Source organism: Paenibacillus sp. P5_B5 (assembly GCF_056400365.1).
The window spans coordinates 229,870-247,068 of the sequence record NZ_JBFULK010000003.1 but is presented as its reverse complement, the minus strand read 5'-3'; the positions used below and the strand labels follow the sequence as shown (position 1 = coordinate 247,068).

Annotated in this window: 17 protein-coding genes; all 17 read right to left on the bottom strand. The window is 41.2% G+C overall.

Features of this window, described 5'->3' with window-relative positions:
* Window positions 1–10 precede the first annotated feature (10 nt).
* Complete coding sequence (locus AC1DOK_RS06160; protein WP_477553364.1) at window positions 11–229, bottom strand: YlzJ-like family protein; 219 nt, start codon at window positions 227–229, stop codon at window positions 11–13.
* Window positions 219–980, bottom strand: a complete 762-nt coding sequence (locus AC1DOK_RS06155; RefSeq protein WP_477553434.1) for a ClpP family protease — start codon at window positions 978–980, stop codon at window positions 219–221. The genes AC1DOK_RS06160 and AC1DOK_RS06155 overlap by 11 nt, the downstream gene beginning before the upstream one ends.
* Before the next feature lie 261 nt (window positions 981–1,241).
* Window positions 1,242–2,918 carry a ribonuclease J gene (locus tag AC1DOK_RS06150; protein ID WP_477553363.1) on the bottom strand — a complete coding sequence of 559 codons (1,677 nt, stop codon included), beginning with the start codon at window positions 2,916–2,918 and terminating at the stop codon, window positions 1,242–1,244.
* A 254-nt stretch (window positions 2,919–3,172) separates the two neighbouring features.
* On the bottom strand, window positions 3,173–4,036 hold the full coding sequence (dapA, locus tag AC1DOK_RS06145; protein WP_477553362.1) for a 4-hydroxy-tetrahydrodipicolinate synthase: 864 nt from the start codon (window positions 4,034–4,036) through the stop codon (window positions 3,173–3,175).
* A gap of 37 nt (window positions 4,037–4,073) precedes the next feature.
* Window positions 4,074–5,291, bottom strand: a complete 1,218-nt coding sequence (gene dapG / locus AC1DOK_RS06140; protein WP_477553361.1) for an aspartate kinase — start codon at window positions 5,289–5,291, stop codon at window positions 4,074–4,076.
* Between the two features lie 11 nt (window positions 5,292–5,302).
* On the bottom strand, window positions 5,303–6,343 hold the full coding sequence (locus AC1DOK_RS06135) for an aspartate-semialdehyde dehydrogenase (RefSeq protein ID WP_477553360.1): 1,041 nt from the start codon (window positions 6,341–6,343) through the stop codon (window positions 5,303–5,305).
* Window positions 6,344–6,396: 53 nt separating this feature from the next.
* On the bottom strand, window positions 6,397–6,990 hold the full coding sequence (locus AC1DOK_RS06130; protein WP_477553359.1) for a dipicolinate synthase subunit B: 594 nt from the start codon (window positions 6,988–6,990) through the stop codon (window positions 6,397–6,399).
* Entirely contained in the window at window positions 6,987–7,889 is a 903-nt protein-coding gene (gene dpsA / locus AC1DOK_RS06125) for a dipicolinate synthase subunit DpsA (RefSeq protein ID WP_477553358.1), read from the bottom strand. Before dpsA ends, AC1DOK_RS06130 begins: the two co-directional genes overlap by 4 nt.
* A 156-nt stretch (window positions 7,890–8,045) precedes the next feature.
* A complete protein-coding gene (gene dut / locus AC1DOK_RS06120; protein ID WP_477553433.1) occupies window positions 8,046–8,471 on the bottom strand; it encodes a dUTP diphosphatase in 426 nt (141 codons plus the stop codon).
* A 19-nt stretch (window positions 8,472–8,490) separates the two neighbouring features.
* A complete protein-coding gene (locus tag AC1DOK_RS06115) occupies window positions 8,491–9,744 on the bottom strand; it encodes a M16 family metallopeptidase (RefSeq protein WP_477553357.1) in 1,254 nt (417 codons plus the stop codon).
* Window positions 9,745–9,865: 121 nt separating this feature from the next.
* The gene (locus tag AC1DOK_RS06110; protein WP_477553356.1) at window positions 9,866–10,861 is read right to left on the bottom strand and encodes a polysaccharide deacetylase family protein; all 996 of its coding nucleotides are present in this window, start codon (window positions 10,859–10,861) and stop codon (window positions 9,866–9,868) included.
* A 139-nt stretch (window positions 10,862–11,000) separates the two neighbouring features.
* On the bottom strand, window positions 11,001–13,100 hold the full coding sequence (gene pnp, locus AC1DOK_RS06105) for a polyribonucleotide nucleotidyltransferase (RefSeq protein WP_477553355.1): 2,100 nt from the start codon (window positions 13,098–13,100) through the stop codon (window positions 11,001–11,003).
* A 369-nt stretch (window positions 13,101–13,469) separates the two neighbouring features.
* Window positions 13,470–13,739, bottom strand: coding sequence for a 30S ribosomal protein S15 (rpsO, locus tag AC1DOK_RS06100; protein WP_477553354.1), 270 nt, complete (start codon window positions 13,737–13,739; stop codon window positions 13,470–13,472).
* Between the two features lie 194 nt (window positions 13,740–13,933).
* A complete protein-coding gene (locus tag AC1DOK_RS06095) occupies window positions 13,934–14,887 on the bottom strand; it encodes a bifunctional riboflavin kinase/FAD synthetase (RefSeq protein ID WP_477553353.1) in 954 nt (317 codons plus the stop codon).
* 20 nt (window positions 14,888–14,907) lie between these two features.
* Window positions 14,908–15,852, bottom strand: coding sequence for a tRNA pseudouridine(55) synthase TruB (gene truB / locus AC1DOK_RS06090; protein WP_477553352.1), 945 nt, complete (start codon window positions 15,850–15,852; stop codon window positions 14,908–14,910).
* Window positions 15,849–16,844 (bottom strand): DHH family phosphoesterase, encoded by a 996-nt coding sequence (locus tag AC1DOK_RS06085; protein ID WP_477553351.1) that lies wholly within the window; start codon window positions 16,842–16,844, stop codon window positions 15,849–15,851. Before AC1DOK_RS06085 ends, truB begins: the two co-directional genes overlap by 4 nt.
* Complete coding sequence (gene rbfA / locus AC1DOK_RS06080) at window positions 16,841–17,197, bottom strand: 30S ribosome-binding factor RbfA (RefSeq protein ID WP_477553350.1); 357 nt, start codon at window positions 17,195–17,197, stop codon at window positions 16,841–16,843. Before rbfA ends, AC1DOK_RS06085 begins: the two co-directional genes overlap by 4 nt.
* Window positions 17,198–17,199 lie beyond the last annotated feature (2 nt).

The window sequence follows — 17,199 nt, the reverse complement described above, 5'->3', positions numbered from 1 at the left end:
AAGAATCGATCTAATCTAGTGGAATTTGTACAATTGAGCCAGGTGACCAAATTGGATTTAAATAGTCCTGAGGATCAGGGCTGTACAACCGAATGATCCTTGCTTTACCTGAATCAAGTGCTTCAACCTGCATTTGAATGCCACTAATCACTACATTTACATATTGGGGTGAGAAGGTATCCATACCTTCAAATATAAGCTCCAAAGGAATAATCGAATCATGAATCATGAGATGTATCCTCATTGCCACCTATACGGCGTTCAGCTATTCGCCGGGTCAATTCCTTCATTGCATCACCAATTCCCCCAACTGCATTAATCAGCCCATATTTAACAGCGTCTGTACCAATTACAGTCGTCCCAATATCTCTAGCTAGATCTCCTGTTTTGTATAACAACTCTTTAAATTTCTCTTCAGTGACTTGAGAATGACCCATTACAAACCGATTAATTCGATCCTGCATTTTATCCAAGTATTCAAATGATTGTGGAACGCCGATTACAAGACCCGTTAAGCGAATCGGGTGAATGGTCATAGTCGCTGTATCTGCAATAAACGAATAATCTGCACTAACCGCAATGGGAACGCCAATCGAATGTCCACCACCAAGTACGAGTGCAACCGTTGGTTTCGACAAGGTTGCAATCATTTCTGAAATAGCAAGACCCGCTTCCACATCACCACCCACTGTATTGAGTACAATTAGAACTCCTTCAATAGTAGGATTTTGCTCCACTGCAACAAGCTGTGGAATCAAATGTTCATACTTCGTCGTTTTATTTTGCGGTGGCAGCACCATATGACCTTCAACTTGACCAATGATGGTTAGACAGAATACGTTGCTCTCAGGTGGAGCAGCGGCTGCTTGAGTTTGTCCAAGCTGCTGAATATTATCTACCACCGTGTTCTTTTCTTTAGTCGGATCACTTGGTTCTACAGTAGGTTCAGTCGGTTCTGTATTAGGTTCATCATTCGATATACTACTTAGTAGATCACTCTTTAAAGTAAGAATTTGATCTTTAAAGTACACATCTTCATTGTTTTCATTCAACATAGGTAGCAGCATCCTCTCTTGTCAATATCTCAACTAGTATGAGAAAGGATCTCCTATTTCAATCATAAAAAATAAATATATTTTCATCTCAATGCGGCATAAATAAAAACAAGCTTTCCTTATACACGCATCGTGTAATTAAGAAAGCTTGTTAATTTTCGGTTCCTGTTTCAAGTGACTTATGGTTTAGACTTCCATAATGATTGGTAAAATCATTGGTCTTCTTTTGGTTTGTTCATATAAAAATCGTCCAAGCGCATCTCTTACATGTGTTTTAAGGGATGCCCATTCATTTACATTGTCGCTCATTAATTTCGTTAATGTGTTTGAAACAATCCGATTTGCTTCGTCTAATAAACCTTCCGACTCGCGGACATAGACAAAGCCTCTAGAAATAATATCTGGACCTGACATGATCTTACCATCTTGCTTACTTAGTGTTACAACAACAACTAAGATACCATCTTGTGACAGCAATTTACGATCACGAAGTACAATATTTCCTACATCACCAACACCAAGTCCATCAATTAGAATGTTACCAGCCTGCACTCTGCCAGCTTTGCGTGCAACGCCATTCTGAATCTCAACTGTATCTCCATTGTCCAAAATGAAAATATCGTTCTTATCAATACCGACAGACTCAGCTAGTAATCCATGCTGACGTAACATACGGTATTCTCCGTGAATCGGAATAAAGTACTTAGGCTTCATTAAGTTCAACATCAGCTTTAATTCTTCCTGCGAACCGTGTCCAGATACGTGAACACCAGTTACTGAACCTGATCCATAAATAACGTTGGCACCAATACGGAACAATTCATCAACCGTACGGCCAACATCACGTTCATTACCAGGAATCGGTGTAGCTGCAATAATAACGGTATCGCCTGGTAGAATATCTACCTTACGATGTGTCGAACGTGCCATTCGTGTAAGCGCCGACATTGGTTCTCCCTGAGAACCTGTTGACAATATCGCTACGCGATCTGCAGAAAGTCGATTAATTTCTTCTGGTTCAACTAACATTCCTTCAGGGACATTCAAATATCCGAGCTCTGAAGCAATTGAAACCACGTTAACCATCGAACGACCGATAACCGTTAATTTTCTGCCAGTTACTGCAGCAGCATCAATAACTTGTTGTACACGATGGATATTGGACGCAAATGTAGCTACGATAACTCTTTGTTTCGCTTTACGGAATATATCTTCAATTACGACCCCGACGCTCTTCTCGGATCCGGTCTGGCCGGCTCTCTCCGCATTCGTCGAGTCCGATAATAATGCTAATACACCTTTACTTCCAATTTCTGCCATACGATGCAAATCTGCATATTGGTCATTGACTGGTGTTTGATCAAACTTAAAGTCACCTGTGTGGACGACAACGCCTTCTGGAGTTTCAAGCGCAATTCCGACGGAATCAGGAATACTGTGATTCGTTCTAAAGAATGAAGCAGTGATCGATCCAAGCTTAACGATTGAATCAGCATTGATTAGATGGCGCTTCGTTTCTCCGAGCAAATTAGCTTCCCTTAGCTTGTTCTCTACAAGACCGAGCGTCAACTTCGTTCCATACAAGGGGACGTTCAGATGTCTTAACACATAAGGCAAACCGCCAATATGATCTTCATGTCCGTGAGTAATTAGAATACCGCGAACTTTGTCTTTGTTTTCCAATAGGTATGTAATATCTGGGATTACGACATCAATTCCAAGCATATCAACCTCTGGGAACTTTAGACCACTATCAACAACTACAATATCGTTTGCATATTGCACCACATACATATTTTTTCCGATCTCGCCTACGCCGCCTAAGGCAAAAATCGTAACTTTATCAATATTCTTTTTAGACAAACTCAATACCTCCTCAAATTATTAGACGACGATTTATATGATGAAACCGAACCTAGTCACTTGTCATTCATTATACAGGATAAGACGAAGCAATTACAAGCTAACTGTCAAATGAAAATTGCTTACCTGAAATATAGCTTTATTATAGGTTTCCCAAACAAGAATAAACTAATCCCTTAGGCCCATTGTCATATTTAAATAAATCTGTATAAAAATAAAATCGATGCTTATGCAGCATCGATCCAATAATTTAATTATGATAAAAGTGAATTTACGAATGCACCCTCTGATTCCGTTAATGGAATTAATGGCAGGCGCACGCTGCCAACTGCAACACCTTTTTGAATAAGTGCATGCTTGATTGGCCCTGGACTTGGATAGCGGAATATACCTGTGAAAATAGGAAGTAATTGAGCATGCAGCTTGGCTGCACCTTGTACATCTCCGCTCAAGAATCGATCAACCATTGCGTGCATCTCTTTACCCACAATATGACTAGCTACAGAAACAATCCCGTGGGCACCTACAGTAAGTGCTGTAAGCGCTGCTGAATCATCACCACTATAAACATGGAATCCTTCTGCTGCTCCATCAACAATGCGAGTTAACTGGTTTGCATCTGCACAATCCTTTGTTGCAACGATATTTGGAATATGAGATAAACGGATCGTTGTGTCCGCATCAATGTTAACAGCACTTCTGCTCGGAACATTATAAATCATAATTGGAAGATCGACAGCTTCTGCAACAGCTTTGAAATGCTGATACAAGCCCTCTTGCGAAGGTCTATTATAGTATGGAGCTACAAGAAGCAGTCCATCAACACCAAGCTTCGCTACCTCTTGGGACAAATGAATAGTATGCGCTGTTGAGTTAGATCCAGTACCAGCTATAATTTTACAACGACCAGCTGCTGCATCTTTGACTGCCGCTATTAATTGAACCTTCTCATCATCTGTTAACGTTGGGGATTCCCCTGTCGTTCCGCATACGACTAAAGTGTCACTTCGTTGTTCTTCTATTAAATAATCTACAAGTGGTGCAACCTGGTTCCAATTAATTTGTAAGCTATCATCGAACGGAGTCACCATAGCAGTGACTACTCTACCGAAATCCATCTGAATTCCCTCCGTATAAACAATCATGTTACTTAAATTATTTGTTCAATTCGAATTTACGATGTAAAGCACGAACAGCATTCACCATATTATCATGACCTACAAGCACCCAGATCGTTGTATTGGAGTCAGCAGATTGCAATATCCGGATGTCCTCTTCAGTAAGCGCCTCAACAATATGAGCCATAATACCTGGAACACCATTAATTCCACCACCGATTACCGCAACCTTAGCACAACCTGACAACCATCTAGGCTCTAGACCTGCATCCCTCAATAACTGGACAGCACGCTCTGCTTCAGAGTCAAATACAGTATATACAACACCAGAAGGGTTTACATTAATAAAATCGACTGATATTTGGTGCTGTGCCATTGTTTTAAATACTTTTAATTGAAGATCATACTGCTGGTCAGTAGCTGTTACCTGTATTTGTGTTACCCCACCAGTATGGGCGATCCCTGTTACGAATCGATCTGCAACACGGTTAGAATCAGATTTAATTGATTCCGAAGAAGTAACAAGCGTTCCCTCATTTTTGGAGAATGTGGAACGAACACGAATCGGAATATTAGCTTGCATCGCTATTTCAACAGCGCGTGGATGGATGACTTTAGCTCCATTCTGCGCCATATTACATATTTCAACAAAGCTAACTTGTGTGAGTGCCCTTGCATCTTCCACAATTCGAGGATCAGCTGTCAAAATACCATTCACATCGGTAAATATATCAACAATCTCAGCTTGTAATGCAGCACCAAGTGCTGTAGCGGAAGTATCACTTCCACCACGCCCTAATGTTGTCCATTCATTCGTGGTCGTCATACCTTGAAATCCGGTTACTATCACCACTTGATCTTGATTTAAGTATTCAATAATAGGTTCTGTCTTGATGTTAACGATTTGAGCATTACCGAACACATTATTCGTTTGTATTCCAGCTTGCCCTCCAGTTAGTACAACTGAAGATATACCCTCAGCATGCAATAAGGAACATAAATTCGTAGCAGAAATAATCTCGCCGCAGCATAGGAGCATATCTTTCTCTCTAGTAGGTAAAACATTTCCATGTTGTGATATTAGACCAAGTAAGCTATCCGTTGCATATGGATCACCTAATCTTCCCATGGCTGAAACTACAACGACGAGTTTATAATTTTGTGCTAAAGCATCTTTGATGTGTTCAAGAACATGTTGTCTAGCTTCGTCTGTGGAAAGAGAAGTTCCACCGAATTTCTGTACCAATATTCGCATAGCCCGCTCCCCTACTCTTGCTCTATTGCAATATATTCAGCAATTTGCACAGCGTTCCATGCCGCACCTTTAAGCAAGTTGTCAGATACGATCCACATGTTGAGTGCACGAGGATTACTCAAGTCCCTGCGAACACGACCAACGAATGTTTCGTTCTTACCAGCAGCATTAGATGCTAGTGGATATACTTGTTCAGCAGGATTATCTTGAAGCACAATACCAGGTGCATCTGCAAGTAAACTATTTACTTCACTAAGTTCAAAATCACTTTTCAGCTCCACATATACGGATTCTGAATGTCCATAAACAACTGGAACACGAACACAAGTTGCTGTGACTTCAAGTGATTCATCGCTCAAAATTTTCTTTGTTTCATTTATCATTTTCAACTCTTCATACGTAAACCCATTCTCATGGAATTTATCGATTTGAGGAATTGCATTAAAAGCGATTTGATGTTTAACCGGTAGAGATGATACAGGAAGAATATCAGGTGTAGTGCTACCATTCTCTAGAATGTCTTTGGATTGACGAAGCATTTCACCAATTGCTGAAGCACCTGCTCCAGAAACGGCTTGATACGTAGAAACGATAATACGAGAAATGCCATAACGGTCATATAAAGGTTTAAGTGCATGAACCATCTGAATAGTTGAACAGTTTGGATTCGCAATTACACCTTTATGGTCGTTGATTTTGTCTACATTCACTTCTGGGACAACAAGTGGTGTTTCGGGATCCATACGGTATGCGCTCGTATTGTCGATACAAATTGTACCGCGTTCGATCGCTGCGGGCACTAATTCACGCGAAACATCGCCACCTGCTGAGAATAGAGCAATTTCCACACCGTCAAAGCTCTCAGGCTTAGCTTCTTGAATCGTAACGTCCTGGCCTTTGAACTTAACAGTTTTGCCAGCAGATCTAGCAGAAGATAATAGCTTCAGCTCACCTACTGGAAAATTTCTTTCTTCTAAGAGACGAAGAATTTGTACACCTACTGCTCCTGTTGCGCCGACTACCGCTACGTTGAAAAGTTTTTGATTCGACATGATCATCTCTCCCCTAAACGACATTATAATTTTAATACATCGTATAAAACACTCTAGTAATTATATCTTTCTATTAACATAGGCTGTAACTGTTTACCGCTAAGCGCCATTTCGCATGTCTCCATCACAAGATCCATACGTGCAACTAATGAATTGCTTTTGACCGAAGGAGCATCCTGCCCAAACGGAACAAAATATATATTCTTGGTAATTAAAAGTTTAGCAATATTCATCGCGTTCAGTCCCAGCCCGTCATTCGTCGAAATTGCAAGTACTAGCGGACGCTGATTACGCATTTGGGCTTTTGCAGCCATCAGAACAGGACTTTCAGTCATCGCATTAGCAAGCTTGCTAGTTGTATTCCCTGTACACGGCGCAATTAGCATAACATCTAGCAGTTTAGACGGACCCAATGGCTCCGCCTCGACAATAGAGCTAATAATCTCATTGCCAGTCATATCTCGAATTTGTTGTAACCAATCCACAGATTTGCCAAAGCGTGTATCTGTTGTCATTACCGTATTCGAAACAATCGGCACTACTTTAGCTCCATGATCTACAAATCGTTTGATTTGTGGCATGATTTCCTCTAAAGTACAGTGCGATCCAGTCAAGGCAAATCCAACAGTTATTCCGTCCCAATTCATTCCGCATCATTCCCCTTTATGAAGTCTTCCTCAATGAGCCGACTTAGCGTACTCGCAATGATTCGTCCAGCTGTTTTGGGGGCGACTATTCCAGGTAGTCCGGGTGCCAGCATCGCTTTAACGCCACGCTTCTCAGCGAACCGAAAATCGGTTCCACCTGGTCGCGAAGCAAGGTCGATAATGACTGCTCGGTGCGGAATATTGGTGATAACTTGCGCTGTGACTATCATAGTCGGAATTGTATTAAAAAGCAAGTCAATATTAGCCACTTGCTCGAATAAATCCTTGATATAGAAGGGTTTAAAGCCCATCTCCCACACTCGTGCATAATGCTCTGGTCGTCTAACTCCCACTTTGACACATGCACCTAAACCCTTAAGTGTACGTGCCATTGTAAATCCTGTTCGCCCAAATCCAAGTACCATCGATTGCGATCCATGGATTGTAATATCCGTATTCTGAATCGCTAGCATAATTGCGCCTTCCGCTGTTGGAATTGAGTTATAGATCGCGACATCATCTCTCTCAAACAATTCAATTACTTGCACGCCATGCCCTTCACACAGCTGCTTCAAAAATTTCTTTGCCATCCCAGTATAAACCTTCGCATGACTTGGTAATGCAGCGATAATATGATCTGTTAACACGAGTTCTTTGGTTGAAAAAATGGAATCAACTCGCCCCATATCATCCGTACCTACAGGTGGTAATATTACGATGTCCTTGCCTACGAATGCTTCCTCTGTTAAGTCCATTAATTTATGAACTCCATTAAATGATTGCTGCAGATTATCAAAGCCAATTAAAGTAATTGACGCATCCATCTGACTTAACTTGTCAATGACCTCCAGCTGTCTAGCATCCCCGCCAACGAAGGCCACTTCAATTCCTGTTAACAAGAGACTTCCGCCTCCCTTCATATCAATGGAATATAATATGCGTATGCCCAAAGCGAGGTGCAGAATATGGTTCAGTAACTAGAATCGACATCGTATCGCAGGCAAGAAAAAGCACTCTGCAGCTTATCGCTGAAGAGTGCTCTGTATTAAATAATCTTATTTACCTGTATGACCGAATCCACCGGCTCCTCGTACAGTATCGCTTAACTCTGACACCTCAAATAGACTGATACTTGGAACTACTTGGAAAACCATTTGTGCGATACGCTCGCCACGCTGAACCACGAATGGCTCCTGCCCTAAATTAATCAAGAGCACCTTTACTTCACCGCGATAATCAGCATCGATTGTCCCAGGTGAATTAAGCGTTGTCACGCCATGCTTGTAAGCAAGACCACTACGAGGTCTAATTTGAGCTTCTAACTCGACTGGCATCGCCAGTGCAAAGCCAGTTGGGATCAGCGACCGTTGCCCAGGAGCAAGTGTAATGGGCTCAGCCACCGCTGCACACAGATCGAACCCGCTAGCTGCTTCTGACATTTTCTTAGGCAATGATAGATCCTCATTACCAGCAAGCTTCATTATTTCAACATCATATACACTAACCAATTAATTCACCTCTGTTAAATGAATGCAGCACGTTATCATCCGTACCAACCATCGCAACTGCAAAAGGATTTGCAAATAACCGTTTGATTAATTCATCTATTTGATCCATTTTTACACTATCAATCCTATTGATCATTTCGTCAAGTGTAAAATGACGACCTGTCATCAGCTCATTCTTACCCAAGCGATTCATGCGTGAGCTTGTGCTTTCAAGGCTTAAGATAAGCGAGCCTTTAAGCTGCTCCTTGCCTTTCTTCAGTTCCGTATCTGTCATACCCGTTCTTACAAGTTCATTAAGGAGTTCCACAGTTACATCTAGTACTTCTTGTGTTTGTTTAGGAGCAGTACCTGCATAGATGGTGAATAGTCCCGCGTCCGCATGAGCTGAATGATAGGAGAACACAGAATACGCCAGTCCCCGCTTCTCACGAATTTCTTGGAACATACGTGAGCTCATGCCTCCACCAATTACATTGTTCAAAAGAACCATTGGATAGAGATTGTCCTCACTGAGTGCTAATCCAGGAACGGACATACAGATGTGATTCTGCTCTGTTTTCTTAGCATGAAATACAAGTTCATTTTGAAATACAGGAGCATCATACTGTGTCTTCTCACCTGTATTTTGGAAATGACCAAAGTGCTGCTCAAGCAGATCTTTTACCGAATCATCAATATTACCTGCAATCGCTAACACCGTATTTTCAACATTATAAAATTCATTCATATAATTACGAAGATCACTTGAATTCATACTAGATAGAACATCTTGTGTACCTAGAATCGTATAACCAAGTGGATGTGTGCCGTAGGCTGCTTTTGCTATGAGATCATGCACTAAATCATCTGGTGTATCTTCATACATCGAAATTTCCTCAAAAATAACGTTCTTCTCTTTCTTAAGCTCAGTTTCATCAAACTCAGAATGAAAGAACATATCAGCAAGGATGTCTACAGCAATCGGTAAATGCTCATCTAGCACCTTGGCATAGAAGCAAGTATATTCCTTGGAAGTAAATGCATTAACATTACCACCAATTCCATCAAATATCTCAGCGATTTCTTTAGCCGAATGGCGAGAAGTGCCTTTAAACAACATATGTTCGATAAAATGGGATATCCCATTGTTCAGTTTATTCTCGTTCCTTGAACCCGTCTTAACCCAAATACCGAACGCAACCGAACGAAAGGTCGGTATTTGCTCAGCAACGACGCGAATTCCGTTAGATAATGTGTATTTATTCAAAAGTGTTACCTCCTAAGATTGGCATAGCAAATTACATCGCTAAGTCAAACGAATCATTTACTAATAAAATCTTATTTTATCAAAAATAACTGTTATACTCAATGGATGTTCGCCTACTCTTCTATTTATTATTACTCAGCATCTGCTGGGTAACGCGCTTTGGAGATAAGAGTTCGGATACAGTATCGAGAACGAGACCTTTACCCTTAATGATTTTAATCATCCCTTCTAAACTATCTGATGAGGATTTCGTTGGATGCATTAGGATCATCGTTCCACTGCTCACCTTCGCCTGCATTTTTTGCAAAATAGCTTGTTTCCCCGGATTCATCCAATCAATCGTATCCACCGTCCACAGAACAGTCCGCATACCTAACTCAGCTGCTTGCTTGACCGTATCTTGATTAAAAGCACCAGAGGGTGGTGCGAATAACGAATTGTTCACACCTAATCCCGTTGATAGCAGATCCTGTGTTTTGGACATTTCCTGTAAGGCATTATAACGACTGAGCTTATCCATATCTTTGTGGGAATAAGCATGATTCGATACTTCGTGTCCCTCTGCTTGAATTTCCTTGGCAATATCTAAGTGTTTCTTTAACCATGACCCGTCAAAAAAGAAGGTTGCATGTACCTGCTCACGTTTAAGAACTTCTAACATCCCAGGTAAATATTCTTCTCCCCATGCTACATTGATCATTAATGATACCATTGGTTTATTCGGATTGCCTTTACGAATTTCTTTGGGCTCTAGCTCATCAAGTCCAATCGTCGGCGGAACCTCATAGGTGACAAGTGTTGCCTCACTAAATCCACCTGCCTTAGAGGCGAGCTTATAGGTCTTCTCCTCATCAACTTCAAGCCCATTGTAGCCAGGTATTAGTCCCCAAACACGGTCTGATTGTGCATTGATCGCTGGCTGTCTTCGTTTCTGCGCTTCAAGATGAATCTGCTCACGTAGCTCATCTTCCTTAGACGAATTGAGCTGACCAAACGTTGCTTGTGTTGGTCCCGCCTTTAAAGAAACAATGTAAGCATCTAACTCTTCAGATTGATTCAGAAGAAAATAGGTAACGACTAAACTACCACACAGAACCATCAATCTTCTCCATTTCATACCTAGCACCTCTACCCATAGTGTTTGTCCTAGGCATATGCGAAAAAAGAGTTAATTATACTTTTCTTTCACAAAAAAAGCACCTCAAAATCCACGAATACATCATGGATTCTAAAGTGCATCTGCTGTTTATCATTTATTAAGCTTGTGCTTCAACCTGCAAAGTAGCTTTACGAGATAAATTGATACGGCCTTGTCCATCAATCTCAGTCACTTTAACTGTGATTTGATCCCCAACTGCTACTACGTCCTCTGTCTTAGCTACGCGCTCAGTTGAGAGCTGTGAAATATGTACAAGTCCTTCTTTACCTGGTAATATTTCAACGAATGCGCCGAACTTCTCAACACGCTTAACTGTACCCAGGTATGTCTCACCAATAACAGCTTCACGTACGATCCCTTCGATGATTGATTGTGCTTTCTCATTCATCGCTTGATTAGAGGAAGCAATAAATACGCGACCATCTTGCTCAATATCGATTTTCACGCCAGTTTCTTCAATAATTTTATTAATGATTTTACCACCAGCTCCGATAACATCACGAATCTTATCAGGATTGATGTTCATCACAATAATTTTAGGTGCATAAGCGGAAAGTGAAGTCTTCGGCTGCTGGATACGATCCATGAGTTTACCAAGAATAAACATACGACCTTCTTTGGCTTGCTCAAGAGCTTGACGTAGGATTTCACGGTTAATACCTTCAATCTTAATATCCATTTGAAGTGCAGTAACACCTTTAGCTGTACCTGCAACCTTAAAGTCCATATCACCAAGATGATCTTCCATACCTTGAATATCTGACAATATGGAGAAATGCTCGCCATCTTTAATTAATCCCATCGCAATACCTGTAACTGGCGCTTTAATCGGTACACCAGCATCCATCATCGCAAGTGTTGAAGCACAGATACTCGCTTGTGAAGAAGAACCATTCGATTCCAATACTTCAGATACAAGACGAATCGTATACGGGAATTCAGTTTCAGATGGAATTACATATGATAGTGCTCTTTCACCAAGTGCACCGTGACCAATCTCTCTACGTCCTGGTGGACGAAGTGGTCTAGCTTCACCTACTGAGAATGGCGGGAAATTATAGTGATGCATGAAACGTTTTGTTGTTTCTTCTAGATCAAGCCCGTCAAGAATTTGCACATCGCCTAGCGCGCCTAGCGTACAAATAGAAAGTGCTTGCGTTTGACCACGTGTAAATAATCCAGAACCATGCGTACGCGGCAGAATCTCAATATCGCAATCAATTGGACGGATTTCGGATAAACCACGACCATCTGGTCTAACTTTATCATGAGTAATCAAGCGACGCACTTCATCTTTAACGATGTCATGTAGCGCTTCATTTACATCTTTCATTAATTCAGGAGTTGCTTCATACACTGCTTTAAAATGCTCAGTTGCATCGCTATTAACAGCATCAATCGCATCTTGTCTAGCATGCTTCTCATAAACTTTAATGGCTTCAACCAGTCTAGCTTCTGCAAATGCACGAACTGCTGCATTGACTTCTGGTTCAACACCATGAAGCTTAACTTCCATCTTTGGCTTACCAGCATCAAGAACGAATTGTTCTTGAATGGCTACGATTTTACGAATCTCTTCGTGGCCAAACATGATTGCTTCAAGCATAACCTCTTCCGGAACTTCAGCAGCACCAGCTTCAACCATCATAATAGCGTCTTTGGTTCCTGCTACAACTAGATCGATATCGCTAACTAATGACTGTTCTGTCGTTGGATTAATGACGAATTGTCCATCAACACGTCCAACAATAACACCACCAACAGGTCCATTGAATGGTACGTCTGAGATACTTAACGCAGCCGATGTACCGATCATAGCGGCAATCTCAGGTGCGCATTCTTGATCCACGCTCATCACGATGGAGACAATTTGTACATCATTGCGGAAGCCCTCTGGGAATAAGGGACGAATTGGACGGTCAGTCAAGCGGCTCGATAGAATTGCTTTTTCACTAGGACGGCCTTCTCTTTTGATAAAGCCACCAGGAATTTTACCTACCGAATAAAGTCTTTCTTCATAGTTCACAGTTAGCGGGAAGAAATCCAAGTCTTTTGGATCTTTGGACGCTGTTACTGTACATAATACGACTGTGTCACCGTAACGAACGGTTACAGAACCATTTGCTTGCTTAGCTAATTGACCCGTTTCAAGAATTAGTGGTCTACCACCTAAGTCCATTTGTACTTTTTTAATCATAATTAACCTCCTGTAAGTAAAACCAACATGAATACTTCAAACTTTTTATGGTAAATAGGTGAAAGTATCAACGTAAATAGTATACCTTCTTATTTACAAATAAAATTCCGAACGATCATTCTTGCTTGTCCAAAATCATCGAACGGACTAATATAAATAATTAATCTCCATATGTATTCTGCGTATTATTTAGTATTTCCTTCTTTTCCACTTTTAAAATATGTATATAAGAAGAAACGGTTTCACCATCTTGATGAGGAGAAAAGCGTTTCTTAAGATGAATAAACAAGAAAAGCAACCTGCTTGGCGCGCGCGGCTCGCATTAGGAGCTCAGGCGCGCGAAGCGCGGTTGCTTTTGGGCAACTGTGATTATCTGCGTAAACCGAGCTTTTCGATCAAAGCACTGTAACGTCTTACATCTTTGTTCTTCAAGTAAGCCAATAATTTACGACGTTGACCTACCATTTTAAGCAAACCACGACGGGAATGATGATCCTTCTTGTGTGTGCGCAAATGGTTCGTTAAATTAACGATATTTTCCGTAAGGATAGCTACTTGCACTTCAGGAGATCCTGTATCGGACTCGTGAGTTTTGTGTTCTTGAATCAATTGTGTTTTACGTTCTTGAGTTAATGCCATCCTTTTCACCTCCTATTCTACATTTCTAATCGCCTACAGCCCAGAAAACGTCGGTGAAAACGAAAACCACGCTGAGGTTCTAATTACGTAAGGCTAGCTAATAGCTTCAGCCTAAATCGTAACGTCAATCAGTATAACATTTATTTATTACCGAATCAAGAGAAAATCAAATTGGATGCTGTCATTTATTCCACTTATATAGGAAGTTTCGACAATAATGCTCTCGCTGTATCTGCATCTGACTGAATTTGCTTGACCAGTTCATCTATGGAAGGAAACTTGCGTTCACCTCTAATGAAATCAATCAACTTGACAGTTAATTGCTGTCCATAAATTTCCTCAGAGAAGTCAAGAATATGAACTTCTAATGATACCTTAAGTTCTTTATTCTCGAAAGTAGGCTTAATCCCAATATTCATAACACCATCGAAAACGGAGCCATTGAACTCAACACGAACAGCATATACGCCATTACTAGGAATCACATAAGGATCAGTCAATCGCAAATTAGCAGTTGGAAATCCAATCGTTCGACCGCGGGCATCGCCATGAATAACTTCACCATGAACACTGTAATTGCGTCCAAGCAATAGATTAGCTGCTGCAACATTACCTTCAGCAAGTGCTGTCCGAATCGAGGAAGAGCTTACTTTGGTTTCTGCTCCTTCTTTTAAGTAAGGACGGACAACCTCTACTGCAAATCTTCCTTTACTCAGTTCGCATAAGGTATCTACATTTCCTTCGGCCTTATGTCCGAAACGGAAATCAAACCCCACGATTATCGTTTCAGGATGAAGCGGAATAAGAATTGTCTCAACAAATTCTGACGCACTTAAACGCATGAAGTTTTCATTAAACGTTACTAAATAAGTTCGATCTATACCGAGTTTTTCAAATAAATCCAACTTAATTGGATTAGGTGCAAGCAACTGATCATAACCCTCTACTCCAATTATTTTGCGAGGATGTGGATCAAACGTCATGATGGCTAACTCAGAATGTGATGCTAGAGCAGATTTACTTGCTCTTGCAATCACTTCTTGATGACCGCGATGTACGCCATCAAACTCTCCAATAGCAATGGTTTGCTTACTACACGGTGCTTCGGAAATATCGATAAATGGGTATGTTAATGAAATTATGTCCATAAATGATCACCTACCAAAAGTTAAACCGGTAAAGAGAGAGGTTCACAAAAGATTTTGTGTGGTAACAGCAATCGTTCCGTTTGGTTCCATTCGAACAATCCGACAAAACGGTCATGAGTATCGTACACTCGAATAATCGCATTATCTTGCACAGCATCCATAGGATGATCATCATGAAGACGAATTCTTCTTCCTTGCGCTGCTTGAATCGCCTGCGTATCTGAAAGTTGTACGAGTGGCATATGCCCGATCGCAAGATCCGCCCGTAAAAGTCGTTCAGATAACAATCCATTCTCTGATAACTCCGCGATTTGTTCCAAACTTAAAGAATCTTCAAGTGTTAAATTCCCTGTTCTTGTCCGAACTAACTGCTTCATTACAGCAGGAAATCCAAGCCTTTTACCGATATCCACACACAGTGTTCGAATATAGGTCCCTTTGGAACACGTGACACGGAAGGAGAATTCAGGTAATGATTCACCTAAACGTAATTCAAGTATTTCAAGCTCGTATATTGTAACTTTGCGCGCCTTTCGTTCCACCTGTTCGCCCTTACGAGCTAGTTCATACAATCTTTTGCCATCTACTTTAACAGCTGAATACATCGGTGGTACCTGTTCGATTTCTCCAATGAAAGAGATAATCGCTGAACGAATATCAGCCTCAGAGATTGTGACTTCATTCACACGCTCAGTTACAGTACCAGTTAAATCTTCTGTATCTGTAGCCAAACCTATTACGACAGTAGCTTCATATTGCTTAGGAAGTTCTTGAATATATTCGACAACTCTTGTTGCCCGGCCAATACAAAGTGGCAGAACACCTGTCACTTGCGGATCGAGTGTCCCAGTATGCCCAATACGCTTAACGCCTACGAGTCTACGAACTTTGGCTACAACGTCATGGGAAGTCCATCCAGCTGGCTTCATGACAGCCAAGACGCCTTCGAGCTGCTGTTTTGTCATCTTAGCTGTTTCCCTACTTCCTGTAACAGTTGGGCGATAATATCCTCTACCTGACCATGCATCGTACAGCCGGAAGCACGTACATGACCTCCACCACCAAAGCCTTTAGCGATTAGTGCCACGTCTACTTTACCTGCTGAACGAAAGGAAACTTTATACTCTGAATCTCCTCTTTGTTTAAGAAGCAGCCCAACCTCTACACCTTGAACATTACGTGGAAAATTAATAAGTCCATCTAAATCTTCATTAGAAGCACCCGCTCCAGCAATCAATTCAGAAGTTGCGACAATCCATGCAATCTTTCGATCTTGTGAAAAGGTAAGTGTAGGCAAAGCATTCTGCAACAATGATATTTGTTCAAATGTCATTCTCTCAAGCAGGAGGTTAGCAAGCTCTGGACCTTGGGCTCCAAGTTCCAGTAATCTTGCTGCAGTTTTGAGTACCTTGGACGTTGTTGATGAGTAACGAAACCCACCAGTGTCCGTAAGTAGCCCTGTATAAATCAGTGTTGCAAAGTCTGCATCAAGCTTAAGGTCTAACAGCTTGGCCAAATCGTATAGGATTTCAACGGTAGCTGCCGCGTCAGCCTTAATTAATTGATGCGTACCATAGTAATCATTTGTCGGGTGATGATCTATGTTGAGTAGTTCTGCACCTTCTGCAATGAACGAATTAATCGAACCAATTCGAGAATAATCGGCACAGTCCAGTGCAATCACTTGTGAGAACTTACTTTCAGAATCAAAGCTAGTCCCATCCAAAAGATCCACGACTCCAGGTAGAAAATGAAACTTCGCAGGCACGTTGTTCTCATTCATCATCGTGTATTTCTTACCAAGCTGTTTCAAAATCCAACCCATTGCGGCCGTAGAAGCAATCGCATCTCCATCCGGTTGAATATGAGCCACTACAAGAAAATTATCATGATCTAAGATAAATTTCCCCGCTTGCGAAAACATTGGCTCATATTCTTTTCCATCAAAGGTTATCATTCTGGCGAATTCTCCTCGTTAATTTTATGAAGAAGATTCTCAATTCGCGAGCTATAGTCAATTGAAGTATCAATTTTGAAGAGCAGCTCAGGAACCTTACGCAAACGAATACGTTTACCCAGCTCTGACCGAATGTAGCCAGTTGCTTTGGTTAAAGCTTGAAGTGCATTATTTCGAACTTCATCTGTACCAAGAACGCTTAAATAAACTTTAGCTTGTGATAAATCATTCGTCACATCAACACCAGTTACTGTCAAGAATCCAACGCGTGGATCTTTAATATCCGATTGAATGATTTGAGAGAGCTCTTTCTTGATCTGTTCGCCTACTCGGCCAACACGTACTCTAGCCATAT